At 65.2% G+C, this 20,320-nt stretch carries 12 protein-coding genes and 1 pseudogene; 7 read left to right on the top strand and 6 right to left on the bottom strand.

The window, feature by feature from the left end; all coding sequences use genetic code 11:
- Positions 1 to 13 precede the first annotated feature (13 nt).
- Together NLM27_RS14340 and NLM27_RS14335 are read right to left on the bottom strand one after the other, a co-directional pair.
- Positions 14 to 1,510, bottom strand: coding sequence for an amidase (locus tag NLM27_RS14340; RefSeq protein WP_254143917.1), 1,497 nt, complete (start codon positions 1,508 to 1,510; stop codon positions 14 to 16).
- Between the two features lie 228 nt (positions 1,511 to 1,738).
- Positions 1,739 to 4,861 carry a ribonuclease E/G gene (locus tag NLM27_RS14335; protein WP_254143916.1) on the bottom strand — a complete coding sequence of 1,041 codons (3,123 nt, stop codon included), beginning with the start codon at positions 4,859 to 4,861 and terminating at the stop codon, positions 1,739 to 1,741.
- A 706-nt stretch (positions 4,862 to 5,567) separates the two neighbouring features.
- Between NLM27_RS14335 and NLM27_RS14330 the strand changes: the two genes are divergently transcribed.
- The 7 genes and pseudogenes from NLM27_RS14330 (at position 5,568) to NLM27_RS14300 (ending at position 14,953) form a co-directional block, all read left to right on the top strand.
- Complete coding sequence (locus tag NLM27_RS14330; protein ID WP_254143915.1) at positions 5,568 to 6,863, top strand: N-acetylmuramoyl-L-alanine amidase; 1,296 nt, start codon at positions 5,568 to 5,570, stop codon at positions 6,861 to 6,863.
- 230 nt (positions 6,864 to 7,093) lie between these two features.
- Complete coding sequence (locus NLM27_RS14325; RefSeq protein ID WP_254143914.1) at positions 7,094 to 9,595, top strand: penicillin-binding protein 1A; 2,502 nt, start codon at positions 7,094 to 7,096, stop codon at positions 9,593 to 9,595.
- A 101-nt stretch (positions 9,596 to 9,696) separates the two neighbouring features.
- Positions 9,697 to 10,828 (top strand): peptide chain release factor 2 gene (gene prfB, locus NLM27_RS14320; protein WP_254143913.1). Its coding sequence is split into 2 segments (ribosomal slippage): positions 9,697 to 9,765 and positions 9,767 to 10,828, totalling 1,131 coding nucleotides; the frame shifts between segments, so codons are not numbered across the junction.
- 2 nt (positions 10,829 to 10,830) lie between these two features.
- Positions 10,831 to 11,712: an NAD(P)-dependent oxidoreductase gene (locus tag NLM27_RS14315; protein ID WP_254143912.1), complete on the top strand. Its 882-nt coding sequence runs from the start codon at positions 10,831 to 10,833 to the stop codon at positions 11,710 to 11,712.
- Between the two features lie 15 nt (positions 11,713 to 11,727).
- Positions 11,728 to 12,618: a DMT family transporter gene (locus tag NLM27_RS14310; protein WP_254143911.1), complete on the top strand. Its 891-nt coding sequence runs from the start codon at positions 11,728 to 11,730 to the stop codon at positions 12,616 to 12,618.
- Positions 12,619 to 12,694: 76 nt separating this feature from the next.
- Positions 12,695 to 13,608, top strand: a pseudogene (locus NLM27_RS14305) (DMT family transporter).
- Between the two features lie 109 nt (positions 13,609 to 13,717).
- Positions 13,718 to 14,953 (top strand): ABC transporter substrate-binding protein, encoded by a 1,236-nt coding sequence (locus NLM27_RS14300; protein ID WP_254143910.1) that lies wholly within the window; start codon positions 13,718 to 13,720, stop codon positions 14,951 to 14,953.
- Here NLM27_RS14300 and NLM27_RS14295 read toward each other — a convergent pair whose 3' ends face one another.
- Genes NLM27_RS14295 through NLM27_RS14280 form a run of 4 tightly spaced genes read right to left on the bottom strand, consistent with a single transcriptional unit; the run spans position 14,954 to position 20,318 of the window.
- Positions 14,954 to 16,246 (bottom strand): O-antigen ligase, encoded by a 1,293-nt coding sequence (locus NLM27_RS14295; RefSeq protein WP_254143909.1) that lies wholly within the window; start codon positions 16,244 to 16,246, stop codon positions 14,954 to 14,956. It lies immediately after the preceding gene.
- 11 nt (positions 16,247 to 16,257) lie between these two features.
- Positions 16,258 to 17,637 (bottom strand): glycosyltransferase family 1 protein, encoded by a 1,380-nt coding sequence (locus NLM27_RS14290; RefSeq protein ID WP_254143908.1) that lies wholly within the window; start codon positions 17,635 to 17,637, stop codon positions 16,258 to 16,260.
- Positions 17,634 to 18,374 carry an ABC transporter ATP-binding protein gene (locus tag NLM27_RS14285; protein ID WP_254143907.1) on the bottom strand — a complete coding sequence of 247 codons (741 nt, stop codon included), beginning with the start codon at positions 18,372 to 18,374 and terminating at the stop codon, positions 17,634 to 17,636. Before NLM27_RS14285 ends, NLM27_RS14290 begins: the two co-directional genes overlap by 4 nt.
- Positions 18,375 to 18,377: 3 nt before the next feature.
- Positions 18,378 to 20,318, bottom strand: coding sequence for a glycosyltransferase (locus tag NLM27_RS14280; protein ID WP_254143906.1), 1,941 nt, complete (start codon positions 20,316 to 20,318; stop codon positions 18,378 to 18,380).
- Positions 20,319 to 20,320 lie beyond the last annotated feature (2 nt).

Raw genomic sequence — 20,320 nt, 5'->3', positions numbered from 1 at the left:
GGCCGAGGTCGGGTCATTCCCAGGTGAGGAAGCCTGGCGCGGCCGACAGCGGCGGCGCCGCGGCGAGCCGCGCCAGATCGGGAACCGGCCGCCACAATTGCGCATCGCTCGCGAACGCAGCCTCGATGCTCGCGGCGACCGAGAGCACGATGGCATCGCCGCCGCGCGGGCCGACGATCTGAAGGCCGAAGGGAAGGCCCTCTTCATCGAGGCCGAGTGGAATGCTGATGGCGGGATGGCCGGGCAGGGTGACGGCATAAGCGAGCGCCAGCCAGTGGAAGTAGGATTTGGTCGGCACACCGTCGATCTCGGCGGGGTAGAGCTCCGACCACGGCCTCGGGCTCAGCGTGATGGTCGGGCTGATCAGCACGTCGCAGGTTTCGAAGAAGGTCTGATAGGCGCGATAGATCCGCGTCTGCGTCGTTGCGGCGCGCGCATGGTCCTCGAGCGTGTAGCCGAGCCCTTCCTCGACATTGGTGCGGACATTGGGGCCGAGCATCTCGGGCCGCTCCTTGTAGTTCTTGCCGTGCGTCGCCAGGAACATGCCCGCACGCAGCACAGCGAACGCGTCGTCTGCGCCGGAGCAGTCGGGTGTGGCCTCGCGGCATGCGGCGAACAATGGGGCAAGCTTCTTCACGCGATCGCGGAACACGCGGCGAATGGCCTGTTCGGTCGGCGCGAAGCCGAAGTCCTCGGTGAAGGCGAGGCGGAGCTTGCCGAGATCGGCGGGACGCGGCGTGGCCCATCGCTCGGCGCGGCCGCGCAGGGGCTCGCCGGGCAGCGTATAGGCAAGCGGATCGCGGGCATCGTCACTCGCCATCACCGACAGCATCAGCGCGCTGTCGGCGACATTGCGTGCCATCGGCCCGTCGGTCGACAGATTGGACCAGCCGAATGCGCGCTTCTCGCTGGCCACGAGACCATAGGACGGACGCATGCCGACAATGCCGGCGAAGCCTGCCGGGTTGCGCAAGGAGCCGCCGGTATCCGAGCCCGAGGCGAGCGGAGCCATGCCGCAAGCGAGCGCCACCGCCGAGCCGCCGGAGGAGCCGGCCGCCGAGCGCATGGGGTCGAAGGGATTGCCGGTCGCTCCGAACACGGGGTTGCGGGTGTTGCCGCCCGCTGCCCATTCCGGCGTGTTGGTCTTGCCGAAGATGATGGCGCCCGCCGCACGGAGCCGCGCGACCGAACCCTGGTCGGCGGCCGGGACGTTGTCCTTGAGCAGCGGGCTGCCATAGGTGCTGCGCACTCCGGCGGTATCCTGGGTGTCCTTGATGAGAACGGGGAGCCCGTGCAGGGCGCCACGATCCTCGCTGCGCAGGATGGCGGTCTCGGCCTGCTTGGCCGCAGCGCGCGCCCCCGGCTCGTCCAGCGTCACGACGGCGTTGACGGCGGGATTGATGGCGGCGATGCGGGACAGGCAGGCGTCGAGCAACTCGACAGGCGAGATTGTCCGCGCGGCCAGCAGGCGGCGCAGTTCAACGGCGCTGGAATCGCAAAGCTCTGACAATGCTGGTCCCCTTCTAGATCGTGAAGACGACTTAGCACATTGGAAACCGGGTTGGATGCGCTGCAAACCGAGTTTTTGTAGCCCGCAGATTCTCGGCGAGGGCATTCTCCCGACGACACGCTGGCCACACCTGTCTCAATGCCGGTGACTGTGACGTCGTGCGAGCAAGGACAGCGCCGAAACAGAAACGCCCGGCTGTGCCGGGCGTTTCGCATTGGATGTTCGGCGTTATTCGCCGCCGCCGAAGCGGCGCGACCACCAGCCGGCACGGCGCGGGGCGGCCGGGGTTTCGTTTGCGGCTTCCGGCGCCGGCTCAGCTGCGGGCGCAGCAACCGGTTCGGTCGCTTGCGCAAGCGGCGTTGCGGGCTCGGGCTGGCTGTTCAGCAGGAAGCTCACCTTTTCCCGGACGGTGGAGCGGCGTCGCGCCGCCTTGTCGTCGGCGGGCTCGTCTTCCGGTGCCGCGGTCGCCGCTGCGGGAGCCGGCTCCGGCTGGGCCGGCACCTCAGCCTGCCATTCGGCGCGCGGTTCAGGCTGCGCAACCTCGGGTTCGACGGTGCGCTCGGCCTGCGCAATCGAGGGCGCAGCCTCGTTGCCGAAGCCGTCGAAATCGGCAACGGCGTCGGTAGCTTCCGACGGTTGATTGGCACCGAGCTCGTCGCCGATGGAGCCGGCAAGACCTTCCTCGGCACCACCGCGCCGACGGCGTCCGCCGCGGCGACCACGCCGGCGCCGGCGGTCGGCGCCGCCCTGCTGCTCGCCACGGGCGGCCTGTTCCTCACCTTCCTCGCCGTCCTGCTCGGGCTCTGAATCCTCTTCGCCTTCGCCGGCGGCCACAGCTGCCTCAGGAAGCGCGGGCGCGCCATCCTCGCGCAACTCGCCCTCGCGCTGGCCACCGCGGCCGCGGCGGCGGCGACGACGCTTGCGGCGCTGGCCGTCCTGCTCGGGGGCCGCTTCGCCGGCAGCCTGGTCTTCGGTGAGACCTTCGGTCTCCTCGGACTCGATCTCGGATTCCAGCTCCGGATCGAATTCCTCGTCGTCAAAGGCTTCCTCGACCACCGGCGGCGGGCTCGCAGCTGCCTGCGCCGCGAGCAGCGCCTTGGCGGCTTCGAGCGTATGCACCTGCTCGCCGCGGTCGATAACATAGGCCTGAGGACCGCTGACGCTGGAATCGGCGATGACCGACAGCGTCACCTTGAAGCCGTTCTCGAGGTCGCGCAGATGACCACGCTTGTGGTTCAGCACATAGAGCGCAACGTCGGTGCGGGTGCGGACCACGAGATTGTGGGTCGCGCCCTTCATCAGGATCTCTTCGAGGCCGCGCAGCAGCTGCAGCGCCACCGAGGAGACCGAGCGGACATGGCCGGTGCCGCCGCAATGCGGGCAGGGATCGGTCGAGGATTCCAGCACGCTGGCACGGATGCGCTGGCGCGACATCTCGAGCAGGCCGAAATGCGAGATGCGACCAACCTGGATGCGCGCGCGATCCTGCCTGAGGCAATCGGACAGCTTGCGCTCGACCGCGCGGTTGTTGCGCTTCTCGTCCATGTCGATGAAATCGATGACGATCAAGCCGGCGAGGTCGCGCAGGCGGAGCTGACGGGCGACCTCTTCGGCCGCTTCCAGATTGGTCTTGAGGGCGGTGTCTTCGATGTGGTGCTCGCGGGTCGATCGTCCCGAGTTGACGTCGATCGAGACCAGCGCCTCGGTCTGGTTGATCACGACATAGCCGCCCGAGCGCAGTTGCACGGTCGGAGAGAACATCGCGTCCAGCTGACTCTCGACGCCCATCCGTGAGAACAGCGGCTGACCGTCGCGGTACTGCTTCACTGCGCTGACATTGGCCGGCATCAGCATCTTCATGAAGTCGCGCGCTTCGCGGTAGCCGGATTCGCCGGCCACCTGGATCTCGTCGATCTCCTTGTTATAGAGGTCGCGCAGCGAGCGCTTGATCAGCGAGCCTTCCTCATAGACGAGGGTGGGGGCCTGCGACTTCAGCGTCAGGTCGCGCACCGTCTCCCACATCCGGATCAGATATTCGAAGTCGCGCTTGATCTCGGGCTTGGTGCGGGCAGCGCCGGCGGTGCGCAGGATGATGCCCATGCCCTCGGGCACGTCGAGATCCTGCACCACTTCCTTCAGGCGCGAACGGTCCTGGGCGCTGGTGATCTTGCGGCTGATGCCGCCGCCGCGCGCGGTGTTCGGCATCAGCACGGCATAGCGGCCGGCGAGCGACAGATAGGTCGTGAGCGCAGCGCCCTTGTTGCCGCGCTCTTCCTTGACGACCTGCACCAGCATCACCTGGCGGCGCTTGATGACTTCCTGGATCTTGTACTGGCGGCGCGGACGGAAGGTGCGCTCCGGCACTTCTTCCAGCACGTCGTCGCCACCGACGGATTCGACGAGCTCCTCTTCGGCTTCCTCGCCGTCCTCGTCCTCTTCGTCGTCGTCTTCGTCGGCCACTTCCGCGGCCTCGGAATGCGGCGCTTCGGCGCCATCGCCGTACACGGCGTCGGCCGGTTCAGCCACCGATGTCACGGCTTCGGCGAGAACCTCGGCGGGGGCTTCGGACGCGTGAGATTCGACGGCCTGCGCTTCGACGGCTTGAGCCTCGTGCGGCTCGGAAACGGTCTCGGTTGCGACCACAGGCTCGGCGCCGACGGCCGCGACAGGCGCGGGCGTCTCGTCGGCATGATCATGGTCGTGACGATCGTGCTCGCCGTGATGATCATGATCGCCATGATCGTGGGCGTGATGGTGATCGTCATCATGGGCCCGATGATCGCCGTGATCATGATCGCCATGGTCGTGGTGATCGTGGCCCTCGTGCTCGCCGTGATGCTCGGCATCGGCGTGCAGGTGCTCGCCTTCGTGCGAAGCGCCCTCGGCGTGCGCAGGAAGGGCCTCGCCCTCGACCGGTTGGGCTGCGGGATCGGCGCCGGCGTCGAGGCCTTCGACGATGTCGCTGCGGACGCGCTCGCCATGGCCGCGGCGGCGGGCATTGCGATGGCGCGAGCGGCGGCGGCCGTGGGAGCGGTTCTCGCTCTCTTCCTCGGCCTCGCGATGAGCCTGTTCCTCAGCTTCAATCAGCGCCTGCCGGTCGGCGACCGGGATCTGGTAGTAGTCAGGATGGATTTCGCTGAAGGCGAGGAAGCCGTGGCGGTTGCCGCCATATTCGACGAAAGCGGCCTGGAGCGAGGGTTCGACCCGGGTGACCTTGGCGAGGTAGATATTCCCGCGCAGTTGCTTGCGTTGTGCGGTCTCGAAATCAAACTCTTCGACGCGATTGCCGCGGACCACGACGACCCGGGTCTCCTCCGGGTGGGTGGCATCGATCAACATCTTGTTGGGCATGTCTTAACTCTTGGCGGCGGCGGGCGCGACTCACCGTGGGCGCGTTCAGCGCTGCCGGGTGACGCGACGGTCCACCTGATTCGGGGGTGAGGGGAAGGCCGAAACGCCGTCTCTCGCGCCTTGCCGAACCGGAAGCTTCAGGACCAATGCGGCGCGCGGGATTTTCACTCCGCAGCGTCGCGAATGGTCCTTCAGAATTCGTCGGCACAGTCTGGCGCATCAAGCGTCGGCCCGTATGAAACACTGGGCGGCGGGGCCGCCCCTCAATCAGTTGCTGCTGGCCAGGCATGGCGCGAGCGCGCTCGCCTTGGGGGTCACGAACCGCTCCCTTGGGATCAAGGGACCGGGTAATGGGTTACGTCGCTGTCAGAACCGCCCGGGTGACGTGAGTGGTAACCCAGAACCGTCCGCCGCCGGGGCTTGACCCGCTCCATCTCGTTGCCGCGCACCGCGCTGGTCTTGGAGAGGAACGGAAAACGCTGGAATTCCCAAGTCTTGAGAGTTCCGGCGCTGCACCGGGAGGCTGAATGCGACACAACCGGAAATATCGGCCGTCAGCATTCCGTACATACGAGGAATGAGCCATCCGTGCAAGGGAGCGTCGCACGGCGGTCACAGTCAGCGAGTTTCGCACGTCTGTCATTTAAGGATCGTTTAACCCTGTGGTTCTATTGCGTTAAAAGGGCTGCTCGGAGGCACGGATTCGGTGGCGAGCCGCACTAATCAAAGGGTTTTGCTGGGATGCGTGCTGTTGTGCGCTGCAGTATTGCCATGCGCTGATTCTTCCCGCCTGAGCGCGGCGGAAAGCCAACCGCAACCCCCTGTTGCGGCAGCGAATTTTCCAGTCGCCTCGGCTGCACGTCTGGCCGGCGATGGCAAGCAGACCCGCTTCATCCTCGACATCGACCAGACCGTTACGTTCCGTGCCGTCACGCTTGCCGACCCCTACCGGGTGGTGGTGGACGTGCCGCAAGTCAATTTTCAGCTGCCCGCCGGTATCGGGAGCGGGGGGCGGGGGCTGGTCAAGGCCTTCCGCTATGGGCTCGTCATGCCCGGCGGCTCGCGAATCGTGTTCGACCTGACGGGGCCGGCGAAGATCGCCAATTCCTACATGGTCGAGGCCGCCAATGGCCAGCCGGCTCGGCTTGTGCTCGAGCTGGAGGAGGTCGATCGTACCGCCTTCACGTCATCGGCCGCCCCCGAAAATCGTCCCGAGTTGCGGCCCGCGATCGCCGAGGCGCCGCCTGCCACGGTTCCCGCCACGGCAACTCCGGATGCCGCGCAGCAGAAGGCCGATGGCCGTCCGGTGGTCGTGATTGATCCCGGCCATGGCGGGATCGACAACGGCACGCAGTCGAGCGGCGAGAGCGAGAAGAACCTGGTGCTGGCCTTCGGGCTGGCGCTACGCGACAAGTTGGAGAAGGCCGGCAAATACCGCGTGGTCATGACGCGGGACGACGACACCTTCATCCCCCTCAACGACCGGACCAAGATCGCGCGCAACCTCAAGGCCGCCTTGTTCGTCTCGATTCACGCCGATGCGTTGCCCCGTGCCGAGGGCGATGCGCAAGGCGCGACCATCTATACGCTCTCCGACAAGGCGTCCGACGCCGAGGCCCAGCGACTGGCCGATGCGGAGAACCGAGCGGATGCGATTGCGGGCTTCAACCTCGCGGAGGAGCCGACCGACGTCGCCGACATATTGATCGACCTCACGCAGCGGGAAACCCGCACCTTTTCAAACCGTTTTGCCCGCCTCCTGATGGGAGAAATGAAGGCGACGGTGCGCATGCACAAGCATCCCCTGAAGTCGGCGGGCTTCCGGGTGCTGAAGGCGCCCGACGTGCCCTCGGTGCTGGTCGAGATTGGTTATGTCTCCAACAAGGGGGACCTCGAGCACCTGGTCTCGGAGGGGTGGCGGTCCCGTGCCGTGGGCTCCATGGCGCAGGCCATCGACGGGTTTTTGACCAAGCGGATGGCCACGGCCAGATCCTCGAATTGAAAGGGTTTTTCCGTCCCGCCGCAAAAGCCCTAGTTTGGCCACAGCGGGCGCTTTATAAAAATGCCGCCGCGGGTTCCGGAATTGGAGAGAATCTCGCGCGGCAAGCGTCTCAAGTCCGGCACAGATGTCATTGCGTAAGCCGGTGAATTCGCGACGTGAAGGTTGGCTCCTGTTTGGATGCCAAGGGGCTGATACTGGGCTGATCCAGAGTTTGAACGGATAAACACATAATGCGCTTGCTGGTGCGGTTCATGGGCTTCCTGTTCGCCGCGGGAACAGTGGTGTTCCTTGTCGGTGTCGGGGCCGTGGCAGGCCTGATCTGGCATTTCTCCAAGGACTTGCCGGACTACTCTCAGCTCCAGGATTACGAGCCCCCGGTGATGACCCGCGTGCACGCGGTCGACGGTTCGCTGCTCGGCGAATACGCCAAGGAGCGGCGGCTGTATCTGCCGATCCAGGCTGTGCCCAAGCTCGTGATCAACGCGTTCCTCGCGGCCGAGGACAAGAATTTCTACGAGCATGGCGGCATCGACTACACCGGCATGGCGCGCGCAGGCCTGGTCTACATCCAGAACTACGGCTCCAACCGGCGTCCGCAGGGCGCCTCGACCATCACCCAGCAGGTCGCCAAGAACTTCCTTCTGACCAACGAGGTCTCCTTCGCGCGCAAGATCAAGGAAGCCTTGCTGGCGATGCGTATCGAGAAGACCTACTCGAAGGACAAGATCCTCGAGCTGTATCTGAACGAAATCTATCTCGGCCTCGGCGCCTACGGCATCGCGGCGGCGTCGCTGGTCTATTTCGACAAGTCGGTGAACGAGCTCACCGTGGCGGAAGCCGCTTATCTGGCTGCGCTGCCGAAAATGCCGGCGACCCTGCATCCGGTGCGTAACCGCGACCGCGCCATCGAGCGCCGCAACTACGTGATCGACCGTCTCCAGGAGAACGGCTGGATCAAGCAGGCCGACGCCGAGAAGGCGCGCAAGGAGCCGCTCGCCGTCACCAGCCGTTCCAACGGGGCCCACACTTTCGCCGGCGAATATTTCGCCGAGGAAGTCCGCCGCGACATCTTCGAACGCTACGGCGAGAAGAAGCTGTATGAGGGCGGTCTCTCTGTCCGCACCACACTCGATCCCAAGATCCAGGTCATGGCGCGCAAGACCATGGTCGCCGGCCTCGTGAACTATGACGAGCAGCAGGGCTATCGCGGCGCCATCAGCAAGCTCGACATCTCGGGCGACTGGGGCGTGAGGCTCGCCGAGATCAAATCGCTCTCCGACATCTCGCCATGGCGCATGGCGGTGGTGCTGGAGACCAGCGACCAGTCGGCGCGCATCGGCTTCCAGCCGAGCCGCGAGCTCGGCGGCGCCGTGAGCAAGCAGCGCGAGACCGGCATCGTCACCGTCGACGGCGTGCGCTGGGCGCGGGCCGCGCAGGGCGGCGCAAGGGGCAAGACGCCGAGCGCGGTGTCGCAGGTGCTTCAGCCCGGCGACGTCATTTATGCCGATCCGCTCTACAAGGACGGTCAGCCCGTCGAAGGCCAGTACCGGCTCCGCCAGATCCCGGAAGTCTCCGGAGCGATGGTGGTGATGGATCCCTGGACCGGCCGCGTGCTCGCGATGGTCGGCGGCTTCTCGTTCGACCAGAGCCAGTTCAATCGCGCCACCCAAGCCTATCGGCAGCCGGGTTCCTCATTCAAGCCGATCGTCTATTCGGCCGCGCTCGACAATGGCTATACGCCGTCGACCGTCGTGCTCGACGCGCCGATCGAAATCGACCAGGGGCAGGGTGCCGGCGTGTGGCGGCCTGAAAACTTCTCCTCGGGCAAGTTCCAGGGACCCGTGACGCTGCGCAATGCGCTGCGGCAGTCGCTGAACACCGTGACGGTGCGCCTCGCGCAGGACATCGGCATGCCCCTTATCGGCGAATATGCCCGCCGCTTCGGCGTCTATGACGAGCTGCCGAATTATCTGTCCTACGCGCTCGGCGCCGGCGAGACGACGGCTATGCGCATGGTCACGGCCTACTCGATGCTCGCCAATGGCGGCCGCCGGGTGAAGCCGACGCTGATCGACCGTATCCAGGACCGCTACGGCCACACCATCTTCAAGCATGACCAGCGCGAATGCCGCGGCTGCGACGCGCCGGGCGGTTGGAAGAACCAGCCCGAGCCGCAGCTGATTGACCGCCGGGAGCAGGTGCTGGATTCCATGACCGCCTATCAGATCACCGAGCTGATGGAAGGCGTGGTGCAGGCCGGTACCGCGACCGTGATCAAGGCGGTCGGCAAGCCGATCGCCGGCAAGACCGGTACCACCAACGAGGCCAAGGACGCCTGGTTCGTCGGCTTCTCGCCCGATATCGCCGTCGCCATCTATATGGGCTACGACAAGCCGCGGCCGCTGGGTAAGGGCAACGCCGCGACCGGTGGCCATCTGGCGGCTCCGATCGCGCGCGACTTCCTCCAGCTCGCGCTCGCCGACAAGCCCGCCGTGCCGTTCAAAGTGCCGGCCGGCATCAAGCTCGTGCGCGTCGTCGCCAAGACCGGCATGCGCGCTGGCCCGGGCGAGACCGGCGGAACCATCCTCGAAGCCTTCAAGCCGGGCACGGCGCCGCCGGATAATTATTCGGTCATTGGCGTGGCCGATGCCGACGGCCGCATGCCGGCGTCGCAGCAGCAGCAGCCGGATTCCGGCTTCTTCATGCGGCCCGGCACCGGCGGACTGTACTAGGCCGCGGATAAGGCTGACGATCGCGGTTGCGCTTTGCGACCGCCGCCGTTACATCCCCACCTCAATTGGATGCGGGCCCTATCCCGCGATACGAGAACGACATGCGCGCCGAAATCGAACGGTTGGTAGAAGAGATCAAGCAGTCAGTCGGGCTGCTGAGGAGGCATCTTTGACGTCGAGAAATCGACGGCGCGCCTCGCTGAGCTGAACAAGCTCGCAGAAGATCCCAACCTCTGGAACGATCCCCAGAAAGCCCAGAAGCTGATGCAGGAGCGCACCTCGCTTGAGGATTCGCTGTCCGGTATCGGCAAGGTCGAGCAGCAGCTCGAAGACGACATTGGCATGATCGAGCTCGGCGAGGCCGAGGGCGATGACGGCGTCGTTGCCGAGGCTGAAGCTGCGCTGAAGAACCTGAAGAAGGAAGTGGCGCGGCGCGAGCTCGAGGCGCTGCTGTCGGGCGAGGCCGACCGCTTCGATTCCTATCTCGAGGTCCATGCCGGTGCCGGCGGCACCGAGAGCCAGGACTGGGCGCAGATGCTCTTGCGCATGTACACGCGCTGGGCCGAGACGCACGGCTTCAAGGTCGAGTACCTCGAAGAGTCCGAGGGCGAAGAGGCCGGCATCAAGTCGGCGACCATCCAGGTCTCCGGCCACAATGCCTATGGCTGGCTGAAGACCGAAGCGGGGGTGCATCGCCTGGTGCGCATCTCGCCGTTCGATTCCAATGCGCGGCGGCACACCTCGTTCTCGAGCGTGCAGGTATTCCCCGTCATCGACGACAGCATCAAGATCGACATCAAGGAATCCGACGTCCGCACCGACACCATGCGCTCGGGCGGCGCCGGCGGCCAGCACGTCAACAAGACCGAGTCCGCGGTGCGCCTGACGCATATTCCGACCGGCGTCGCCGTGGTCTGCCAGGCCGGCCGCTCCCAGCACAAGAACCGGGCGCAGGCCTGGGACATGCTGCGCGCGCGCCTCTACGAGATCGAGCTGAAGAAGCGCGAGGAGAAGGCCGCCGCCGACCAGGCCGCCAAGACCGATATTGGCTGGGGCCACCAGATCCGCTCCTACGTGCTGCAGCCCTATCAGATGGTGAAGGATCTGCGCACGGGCGTGCAGACCTCCGACACGTCGGGCGTGCTCAACGGCGAGCTCGACGATTTCATGGCCGCGACGCTGGCGCAGCGCGCCTTCGGCACCACGAGCGGCGACATCGAGGACGTGGACTGATCATGCCCCGTGTCGCCTTCATCGGGCTTGGTCGGATGGGGCACGGCATGGCCGGCCGCTATCTCGATGCCGGCTTTACGGTGACCTTGTGGAATCGCAGCAAGGCCAAGGCCGAAGACCTGATCGCGCGTGGCGCGCATTGGGCGACCTCGCCGGAGGATGCCGCGATCGATGCCGATGCGGTCGTAACCATGGTTGCCGACGACGAGGCATCACGTGCCGTCTGGCTCGGTCCCAAGGGCGCCGCCAAGACGGCGAAGGCCGGCACCATCGCGATCGAATGCTCGACCGTCTCCTATGACCATGCCCGCGAGATGGGCCGCGAGCTCAATGTGCGCGGGCTCATCTACATCGATTGCCCCGTCACCGGATTGCCCGATGCAGCTGCAGCCGGGAAGTTGACGCTGCTGGCCGGCGCAGACGCGGCCGACCTCGAACGCGCGCGGCCGTTCCTCGAACCGATCGGCTCGACCATCCGCCATTTCGGCGCGGTCGGCACCGGCACAGTCTACAAGCTCATCAACAATCTCCTGGGCGCGATCCAGATCGCCGGCCTTGCCGAGGGCCTCGCCATCGCCGAGCAGGCCGGGCTCGACATGAACCTGGTGCTGGAGTCGATCCAGGCGGGCGTCGCCGCAAGCCCGCAGGTGCAGCGTCATTCCAAGCGCATGGTCGCCCGCGATTTCAGCGGCGCGACCTTCACGGCAGCGTTGCGGCACAAGGATGCCGCCTATGCAGTCAAGCTCGCCGAGAGCCTCTTGGCGGACAAGCCGCTGGTCTCGCGCGCCGCAGTCGAGTCCTACGCGCACGCAAAGGCGGCGATGCCGGACGACGATGAAGGCCGGATGATCGAGCTGGTGTCGCGGCCGAAGAAGCCGTCCTAGTCAGGTCGCATCGACATGGGGCAGCCTCGTTCGGAACGCGGTCTCGGCATTGCCCTCGTCATCTCAGCCGCGGTTGCCTGGAGCACGGCGCCGTTCTTCACCCGACTGTTGCCGTTCGATCCCTGGACCATCCTGTTCTGGCGCGGCGTGTTCGCCGGCGGGCTGATCAGCGTGTTTCTCGTCCTGATGCAGGGGCGCGCTGCGCTGTGGCAGTTGGTGGTGCCGGGGAAGGGCGGCTTGCTCGTCGCCTCCTTGTCCACCATCGGCATGGTCTCGTTCATTCCCGCGCTTCAGATGACCAACGTCATGAATGTTGCGGTGCTGATCGCAACTCAGCCCTTCGTCGCCGCTGCACTCGCGTGGCTGTGGCTCGGCGAAGCCGCCACATGGCGCACGCTGATTGCGAGCCTGATTGCCTTTGCCGGCGTCGTCATCACGGTCGGTGGCGTGCATGCCGGCGCCGATGTCGACGGCTTGGCTCTGAGCTGCCTGATGGTGCTCGCCATTTCGGGCATGACGGTTGTGGTTCGACGCCACCGCGAAACGTCGATGGTGGCGGCAGCGGCGCTGTCGAATTTCCTCGGCAGTCTCGTCAGCCTCCCCTTTGCGCGTGACATCGCCCATGTCGGCGGCAATGGCCTTGTGATCCTCGCGATGTTCGGCTGCCTTCAGGTCGCGCTCGGCCTGACCTTCTACATGCTCGGCTCACGCCTGCTGCCATCAGGACAGGCCTCCCTGATCGCGACGCTGGAAACGCCGCTGATGCCGTTCTGGATCTGGGTTGCCTTCCGCGAGATACCCGCCACCCACGCGCTCATCGGCGGTACCCTGGTGATCGGAGCAGTTGTTGCCGATATCGTCGGGGATGCGCGAAAGCGTGAGGGGGCTGAGACCGCGTCGTCCTAGAACACGGGCGCCTTGTCAGAAATCGGGTGGCAAGGTGCTCCGTGCCATCCTAGGCGATGGGCCGAGGTGAGACGCCATGCCCCCGAACGATACCCGGATCGATGCGCGCGACTGGTCGCTGCTCGCGGTGCTCTCGATACTCTGGGGTGGGTCGTTCTTCTTCAATGGCGCGGCGCTGCGGGAATTGCCGCCGCTGACGCTGGTGCTTTTGCGTGTCGCGCTTGGGTCGACCATGCTGCTGCCGCTCCTGCGCATGCAGGGGATCAGCTTTCCCAAAAGCACAACGGCCTGGAAGCCGTTCGCTGTGATCGGGTTGTTCAACAACGTCATCCCGTTCTCGCTGATCGTGATCGGTCAGACTTTCATTCCGAGCGGACTGGCGTCGATCCTGAATGCCACCACGCCGCTGTTCACGGTGATCGTCATGGCGATGGCCGGCGAGGAAGCCTTGCAGATGCGGCGGGTTGCCGGCGTGGCACTCGGCATCGCTGGTGTGGTCATCCTGCGCGGCTGGGGCATCGAGACGCGGACCGGGCAGGGGCTCGGCATCCTGCTCTGCCTTGGCGGCGCGCTCAGCTATGGCTTTGCGGCGCTCGCCGCGCGGCGGCTGCTGAAGGACTCTCCGCCGCTGGGAACGGCAACGTTTCAGCTGATGGCCTCAACGGTGATGATGGCGATCGTCGCCGGGGCGGTAGAACAGCCATGGCATCTGCCCATACCGGGGATCACGACATGGCTCGCCGTGCTTGGTCTTGCCGCTCTGTCGACAGCCCTTGCCTATATCGTGTTCTTTCAGATCATCCGGCGCTCCGGCGCAACCAATGTCATGTTGGTGACATTGCTCATTCCGGTCACCGCCATCCTGCTGGGATGGCTGGTGCTGGGCGAGCCGATCTCGGCGCGAGAGAGATTGCAGGAGCTGTCGTCATCGGCAGTGCGCTGCTCGTGATCGACGGACGCGTTCTGAATCTGTTGCGGCGCGTCACGTAGGTTCCGGATCCGTCGTTTCACCTCGCGGAAAATCGTCGCGCTTGCCAGCGACGAGTCTCCTTGCGACACTCCTCACAAAACAAGACTACAAAACATAGGGGAGAGAACGATGCCGGGTCGTCGCAAAAACCTCGCTGCCCTCGCCATGCTTGCTGCCGGAGTGCTCGTCACGACACCGGCTTTGGCGCAGAAGAAATACGATCCCGGCGCCTCCGACACCGAAATCAAGATCGGCAACATCATGCCCTATAGCGGGCCGGCATCGTCCTATGGCGTGATCGGAAAGACCGAAGCCGCGTTCTTCAAGATGATCAACGATCAAGGCGGCATCAACGGCCGCAAGATCAACTTCGTCAGCTATGACGACGCCTATTCGCCGCCGAAGGCGATCGAGCAGGCGCGCAAGCTGGTCGAGAGCGATGAGGTGCTGCTGATCTTCCAGGCGCTCGGCACACCCTCGAACTCCGCGATCATGAAATACATGAACGCCAAGAAGGTGCCGCAGCTCTTCGTCGCCTCCGGCGGCACCAAGTTCGGCGATCCCAAGAATTTCCCATGGACCATGGGCTTCCAGCCCAACTACCAGAGCGAGGGACGGATCTACGCAAAGTACATCCGCGATCATTTCCCCAACAGCAAGATCGCGGTGTTCTGGCAGAACGACGATGCCGGCAAGGACCAGTTCAAGGGCCTGAAGGATGGGCTTGGCGACAAGGCCAGCATGATCATCGCGGACAAATCCTATGAGGTCAGCGATCCCTCGATCGACTCGCAGATCGTTGCACTTCACGATTCCGGCGCCGACATCTTCTTCTCATGGGCTGCACCGAAAGGTTCGGCACAGGCGATCCGGAAGGTGGGCGAGCTCGGATGGAAGCCGAAATTCTTCCTCGCCAACACCGCGACCTCGGTCGCCTCGGTGCTCAAGCCCGCCGGGCTCGAATACTCCAAGGACATCATCTCGACGGTCTATCTGAAAGACCCGACCGATCCCACCTGGGACAAGGATCCGGCCGTGGTGAAGTGGCGCGCGTTCATGGACAAGTACTATCCCGATGGCGACAAGGCCAACTCCAACAACATCTATGGCTATGTCCAGGCCGAAGCGATGACGCAGGTCCTGAAGCAGTGCGGCGACAATCTCACCCGCGAGAACGTGATGAAGCAGGCCGCGAGCCTGAAGGATTTCCACACCGACCTGATACTGCCGGGCATCATGGTCAACACCTCGCCCGACGATTATTTCCCGATCGAGCAGATGCAGCTGATGCGCTTCAACGGGCAGGCCTGGGAGCTGTTCGGCGACGTCATCACCGGCGAGGTCGGCCACGAGCGGAGCCAGTAATCACGGCTGACTGCCGCTCTCTGCTTCGGCTCGGGCCTTCAGCGCCATGCCGCCGGCGACGCCGACGCCGAGCACGTACATCCAGCCCTCGTGGAAATCGAACAGGTGCGAGTTGAGCAGCGAGCTCGCGATGTTTTGCACCACGACGACGAGGCCGATCCAGGCGGCAAGGCCTTCGCCCAGGAACAGGCGAAGATGCGCGATCCATAGGGCGTAGAGCAGGACGACGCCGACCAAGCCCCACTGCACGGCGACATTGAGAGTCTGGTTGTGGGGATTGCTGACAACCTCGGCATCGAGGGGGCTCTCGCTGGTGGCGGCGCGCTCGAACTGCCGCTTGATCGAGCCGGTACCGTGGCCGATCAGGGGCGCCTCGGCGAAGGCATAAAGCGACTTGCGCCAATAGGTCAGCCGCTGCGCGGTCGAGGCGCGGCTGATGTCCTCATGGCCGTGACGATATTCAACGGCAATGTCGGTGATGCGCTGGCGCTGATAGGGCGACGTCATCCAGGCGAGCGCGCTCGCAGCGACTGTGGCCGCGAGCAAGAGCAGTGCCGCGCGTCGGCCCAGATGCCTCCACGCGAACAATCCCAGCAGCACGGCGATGCAGAGCAGTGCCGTGCGGGCGGAAGCGACGAACACCATGTTGGTAGCGAACAGCAGGATCAACGCCAGGCAGGCGATTGCCGTGATGGTGCTTCCGCTGCGCCAGAAGGACAGCGTGGGTAGCGCAAGCGCAAAGGCGCAGAGCGCGAATTCCTGGCTCTGGTCGATGTAATTCTTGACGGGAACGCCTGATGACACCGTCGCGGCGATCTTCCAGGCGGGGTTGAGCAGCACGAGCCAGGAGAACACGGCAAGCAGCGCGCAGGAGGTGAGGAAGGCGATGCAGACCCACAAGCCGCGCTCGGACCGGCTGAAATGGTAGAGCAGCGGTGGAATCAGCACGAGCTTTGCGACCGGCTTGATCGCGTGCAGCCGATCCGCCCACACGCCGTCCGACCACAGCGTGCCAAGAAGCGCGAGCAGCAGGAGCGCGAAGGGCAGGGCAAACGCGGGCTGCGCGAGCCTGCGCGCATAGTCACGCCAGATGATGGTCGGCGTCACCGCGAGCAGAAAGAGCCCGACGAAGATCGAAGGCGCCGTGGTCGACCAAGGGAGCGACGCCGCGGTCAGGACGACGAGCACGTCCGCGGCCTGGATCAGCGCGGCCGAGCTGCGCCAGGTCTCCCATCGGTCATGCCAGCCTTGCAGGCCGCTGGCACCTGGCCACGCCGCGCGTTGGGTCGTCATGTGGATGACGCCTATTGTGCCGCGACCAGGCGTTCTCTGGGCATCTCATGCCCGAGGAAGTCGCGGGCCTGGGTCTCGTAGCCGAATCGATCGGCAAGCTCATGGCGTCGTGCCCGGATCTTGCCGCGCCACTCCTCTTGCCGCGTCAGCACGCGGGTGGCGGAGGCCGCAATCGAGTCGGGCGAGAACGGGTCGAAATAGTCGGCAAGCTCGCCCGCGACCTCGCGGAACACCGCGATGTCCGAGCACAGCACCGGCGTGCTCGCAGCCAGCGCCTCGATGATCGGTATGCCAAAGCCTTCGGCCAGGCTCGGCATGATCAGGCCATGGGCCTCCGCAATCAGGGCGGCTTTCTGATGCTCGTCGACATAGCCGGCGAAGCGGACGTTTTGCGGGAGATTGCGCATCCGGCTGATCTCGCCGGCATAGCCGATCACGACGAGATCGGCCTGGGGCACGCTGCGGAAGGCGCGGATGACGATGGCGACGTTCTTGCGCGGCTCGTTCGACACGATGATGACGAAGCTCGGCCGCCCCGGACGCCCCGACGGGGCTGGCAGATGCAGGACATCCGGGGCGTCGAACCGGGTGCGGGGATACACGACCCGCGCCGGCAGGTGCGCAAATTGCGGCAACAGTTCCCTGAACCGCATCATGCTATAGTTTGAAACGAAGGCGAGTTCGTCGGCCTGACGCAGGCTGGTGAGGATCCGCGCCAGGAATTGCCGTGTGGCGATGTCGCTGAGCTTGAGGTCGGTGAGCGGCAGCAAATCGTGAACGACGCAGATGACTTTTGCGTCCGGTCTGCGCTTGATCGCCACCCGCGTCGGGGTGTCCACGACGATCACGTCATAGTCGCGCGCGTCGATCCGCGGCGGCGGCAGCAGAAAGAAGGCTGAGGAGTCCTGATAGTTGAAGAATCCGGGCTCGAGCTGGAAGTCGCGGAACAGTTCGAGGTGGCGCAGATCCGGCGGAATGTATTCGAGCGCCGCGGTCCGGTTCTCGATCAGCCGAGCGTGCAGGCCACGCACGCCGATCGCGCGCAGGAGGCAGAGGACATTGTCCCGCGACAGCAGCATGCCGACCCTGTGGCGGAGCCAGTCGAATTTGCGGCGCGTGCCGCTGAGCGTCACCGGCCCACTCACATTGACTTCGTCGAGGAAGCGATAAAGGGCGAGCAGCTCGATGTTGCGCGACTGTGCCGGAAACAGCCTTGTACGTCGCTCGCGCCGGCACAGCTTGCGGTAGCGCTTGGAAGTTTCCACCAGCAGCGTGAGCTCGTGGCCCTCCGATGCGAGCGAACGGACCAATTCCCGGGTGAAGTGGAAGATGCCTCGCTTGTGATTGGGTTGTCCGAGCGACTCGGACACGACGAGGATGTTCTGTTTCATGCGCGTTTCTCGCGGAACTCGAAGGGAAGGGGCGACGGCGGCTCGACGGAGACGGTCGAGGCGATGCGGCCGCGATCGAGATTGATGATGCTGCTGCAGGTACGACGCAGCAGCGGCTGGTCGTGGGAGGCAATGATCACGATCGCCGCCTGCGATACGAGGTTGAGGAGGCGCTCCTGAGCCTTTTCCGCAAAGTGCTCGTCGACCACGCTGAGCCATTCGTCCAGCAGAAGAATGTCGGCCGGAAAGGCGGTGGCGGTCGCGAACAGAACCCGCATCAGCATGCCCGAGGAGAACATCCGCAACGGGATCCGCCGCATGCGGGTCTCGAGTTCGGTGAAGGCCCAGATCTCGTCGATCACGCTGCGGGTCGGCTTGCGGCCGCTGATCCGCAGCAGCAGCGCGATGTTGTCCTCCGCGACGAAATCCAGGTTGACGCCGGCGTTGAGGCCGAGCAGGGGCATGACGTTGCCCTGGATCGCGATGCCGCCGCTGCTCGGCGGATAGACGCCGGCAATCAGCCGCAGCAGCGTCGATTTACCGGAGCCGTTCGGGCCGGCAAGTCCGATGCGGCTGCCTGCTTCGGCCTCGATCGTGACGTTGTCGACGGCGCGGATGATCCGCATCTCGCCCGGCTCGCGGATGAGATGGCCGAGCAGCCGCCGTTTCAGTGAATAGTCGTAGGCGCCGTAGAGCGGATAGTCGAGACAGATGTTGCGAAGGCTGATCGAGACCATGCATCAGATCCAGAATGCAGCTTTGCGCAGATGAACCATCGTCAGAACGCTCGCACAGATCAGGAGGGCCAGCGCGACGAGGACATAGATGACGCTGGCGGGATCGACATGGCCACCCGCCAGCGGCTCGCGCCACACCGCGAACAGATGCGTCAGCGGATTGATCCGCATCACGGCCGAGCGATGGTTGATCATCTCCGACGACCAGATGATGGGCGAGGCGAGAAACGCGAGCATCAATGTGGATTCGATGATCGGCTTGAGGTCGCGATACCGCGTTGCCATCGCACCGAGAACGATACTCAATGCGAAGGTGCAGAGCACGAACAGCAACAGGCCAGGCAGCGCTGCCAGCGCGTGTGAGTGCTCGTGGCGGGAGAGGATGAGCCACAGGAGCAGCGGCACGCAGGCGTTATGGAGCGCGAACAGCGCCTGGCGGAACGTGCATTGCAGGAGGAAGATGACCGGCGGCAGCGCCCGGTCGCGGATCAAGCTTGCGGAGTTCTGGAGCGCTGTAGTGGCATCGAGCACCACACTGTTGAGAAAGGTCCAGGCCGTCATCGAGAGTGCGAGCATCGGCAGGCGCGACAGCACATCGGCGTTCGATATCTGGCCGATCACCGAGCCCAGTACCGCGACCACGATCGCCATCTGAAGCGACATCCAGAACGGGCCGAGCAACGAGCGTACGTAGCGGTGGCGCATGTCGGACCAGGCCAGCGCCGCCGCGATCCGCACGGTGTCCACCCAGCCCGTCGCCTGCGGCGGATCGGCGATCGCCGAACGCTGCTCGCTCGGTGCCGCGATGGCGTCGCGGTAGACGGTCTCCATGCCTTGCTTGAAGGCCGTGGCCGAATAGCGGGTGAGGGCGCGCGTCCGCGCCGATAGTCCCATGCGGCGGCGGCGCTCGGGATCGCGGATCAGAGTCGCGATGGCCTCACCCAGCTTCGCGGCGTCACCGGGCGACACGGTGATCGCCTCCATGCCGTGGCGGGCGACGCGCGGCACCGCGGTGTCGAGCGCCGTGTTCACGACCGGGCGGCCGGCGGCCATGGCCTCCAGCTGGACGAGGCCGAAGGTCTCGGCATTAGTCACCGACGGCATCACGAAGACGTCGGCGAAACACATCAGCTTGATGCGCTCGCAATCGTTGACCGAGCCGAGCAGGCGGACGCGGTCACCGAGTCCGAGCTCCTGGATCAACTGCTCGAGCCGCGGCCGCTCGACGCCCTCGCCAATGATCCAGACTTCGAAATTGTGCGCGGCTGCGGCGCGGATCAGCACGTCGAAACCCTTGTAGGGCACGAGCCGGCCGCAGGCCAGCACGAGCCGGCCGCGATCGTTGACATGGTGCGGCTCGATCTTCGGCCAGTCATAGCTCGTGGTGTCGATGCCGAACGGAACGACGTGGCATTTGTCCTCGAATTCGCGCAGCAGCGGCGTGTTGTCGATCAGCGCATGATCCGAGACGATGATCGCCTTGGCGCGCCGCAGCGTCCGTCGCATCAAGGGTTCGACGAACCAGCGCAAGCCGGCATGGGTGACGATGTCGGCGTGCCAGTGCACCACCAGCGGTCGCTTCGCGCCGAATCCGAAGGCGAAAACGAGGTCGGCGAGCGGGAAGGGGGCGTGGAGCGCGAGCAGATCATGCTCGGCCATCTTGCGCCAGAGACGCCAGGGATAGGTGGGGGCGATGGGCAGTGACAAGAGGTTGCCGAAGGACCGGACGCGCTCGACCGGGACGTCGTTGACCACGATGTCGCGCCGCCCGGCTGATCGCGAACAGACCACCACGGCGGAAGCGAAGGCGTCCTTCAGGCTCGCGCAGATGTCGCGGATCACCGTAAGCGTGCCGCCGAACAGGTCGGGATAATAGACCTTGAAGATGTGCAGCACCGACGGGCGGCGCAGGGTGTCTTGCAAGGTTTCTTGGGTGTGATGCATGA

The sequence above is a fragment of the Bradyrhizobium sp. CCGB12 genome (assembly GCF_024199845.1).
Lineage (GTDB): Bacteria > Pseudomonadota > Alphaproteobacteria > Rhizobiales > Xanthobacteraceae > Bradyrhizobium.
The sequence above is the reverse complement of the archived record's forward strand: the minus strand, read 5'-3'. Positions and strand labels throughout refer to the sequence as shown.

Bases quoted from the DNA above. Each gene is read 5' to 3' on its own strand.
- NLM27_RS14295 (WP_254143909.1), bottom strand. From the start codon at position 16,246: ATGACGACCCAACGCGCGGCGTGGCCAGGTGCCAGCGGCCTGCAAGGC.
- NLM27_RS14310 (WP_254143911.1), top strand. From the start codon at position 11,728: ATGGGGCAGCCTCGTTCGGAACGCGGTCTCGGCATTGCCCTCGTCATC.
- NLM27_RS14285 (WP_254143907.1), bottom strand. From the start codon at position 18,374: ATGGTCTCGATCAGCCTTCGCAACATCTGTCTCGACTATCCGCTCTAC.
- NLM27_RS14300 (WP_254143910.1), top strand. From the start codon at position 13,718: ATGCCGGGTCGTCGCAAAAACCTCGCTGCCCTCGCCATGCTTGCTGCC.
- NLM27_RS14325 (WP_254143914.1), top strand. From the start codon at position 7,094: ATGCGCTTGCTGGTGCGGTTCATGGGCTTCCTGTTCGCCGCGGGAACA.
- NLM27_RS14280 (WP_254143906.1), bottom strand. From the start codon at position 20,318: ATGCATCACACCCAAGAAACCTTGCAAGACACCCTGCGCCGCCCGTCG.
- NLM27_RS14315 (WP_254143912.1), top strand. From the start codon at position 10,831: ATGCCCCGTGTCGCCTTCATCGGGCTTGGTCGGATGGGGCACGGCATG.
- NLM27_RS14335 (WP_254143916.1), bottom strand. From the start codon at position 4,861: ATGCCCAACAAGATGTTGATCGATGCCACCCACCCGGAGGAGACCCGG.
- NLM27_RS14290 (WP_254143908.1), bottom strand. From the start codon at position 17,637: ATGAAACAGAACATCCTCGTCGTGTCCGAGTCGCTCGGACAACCCAAT.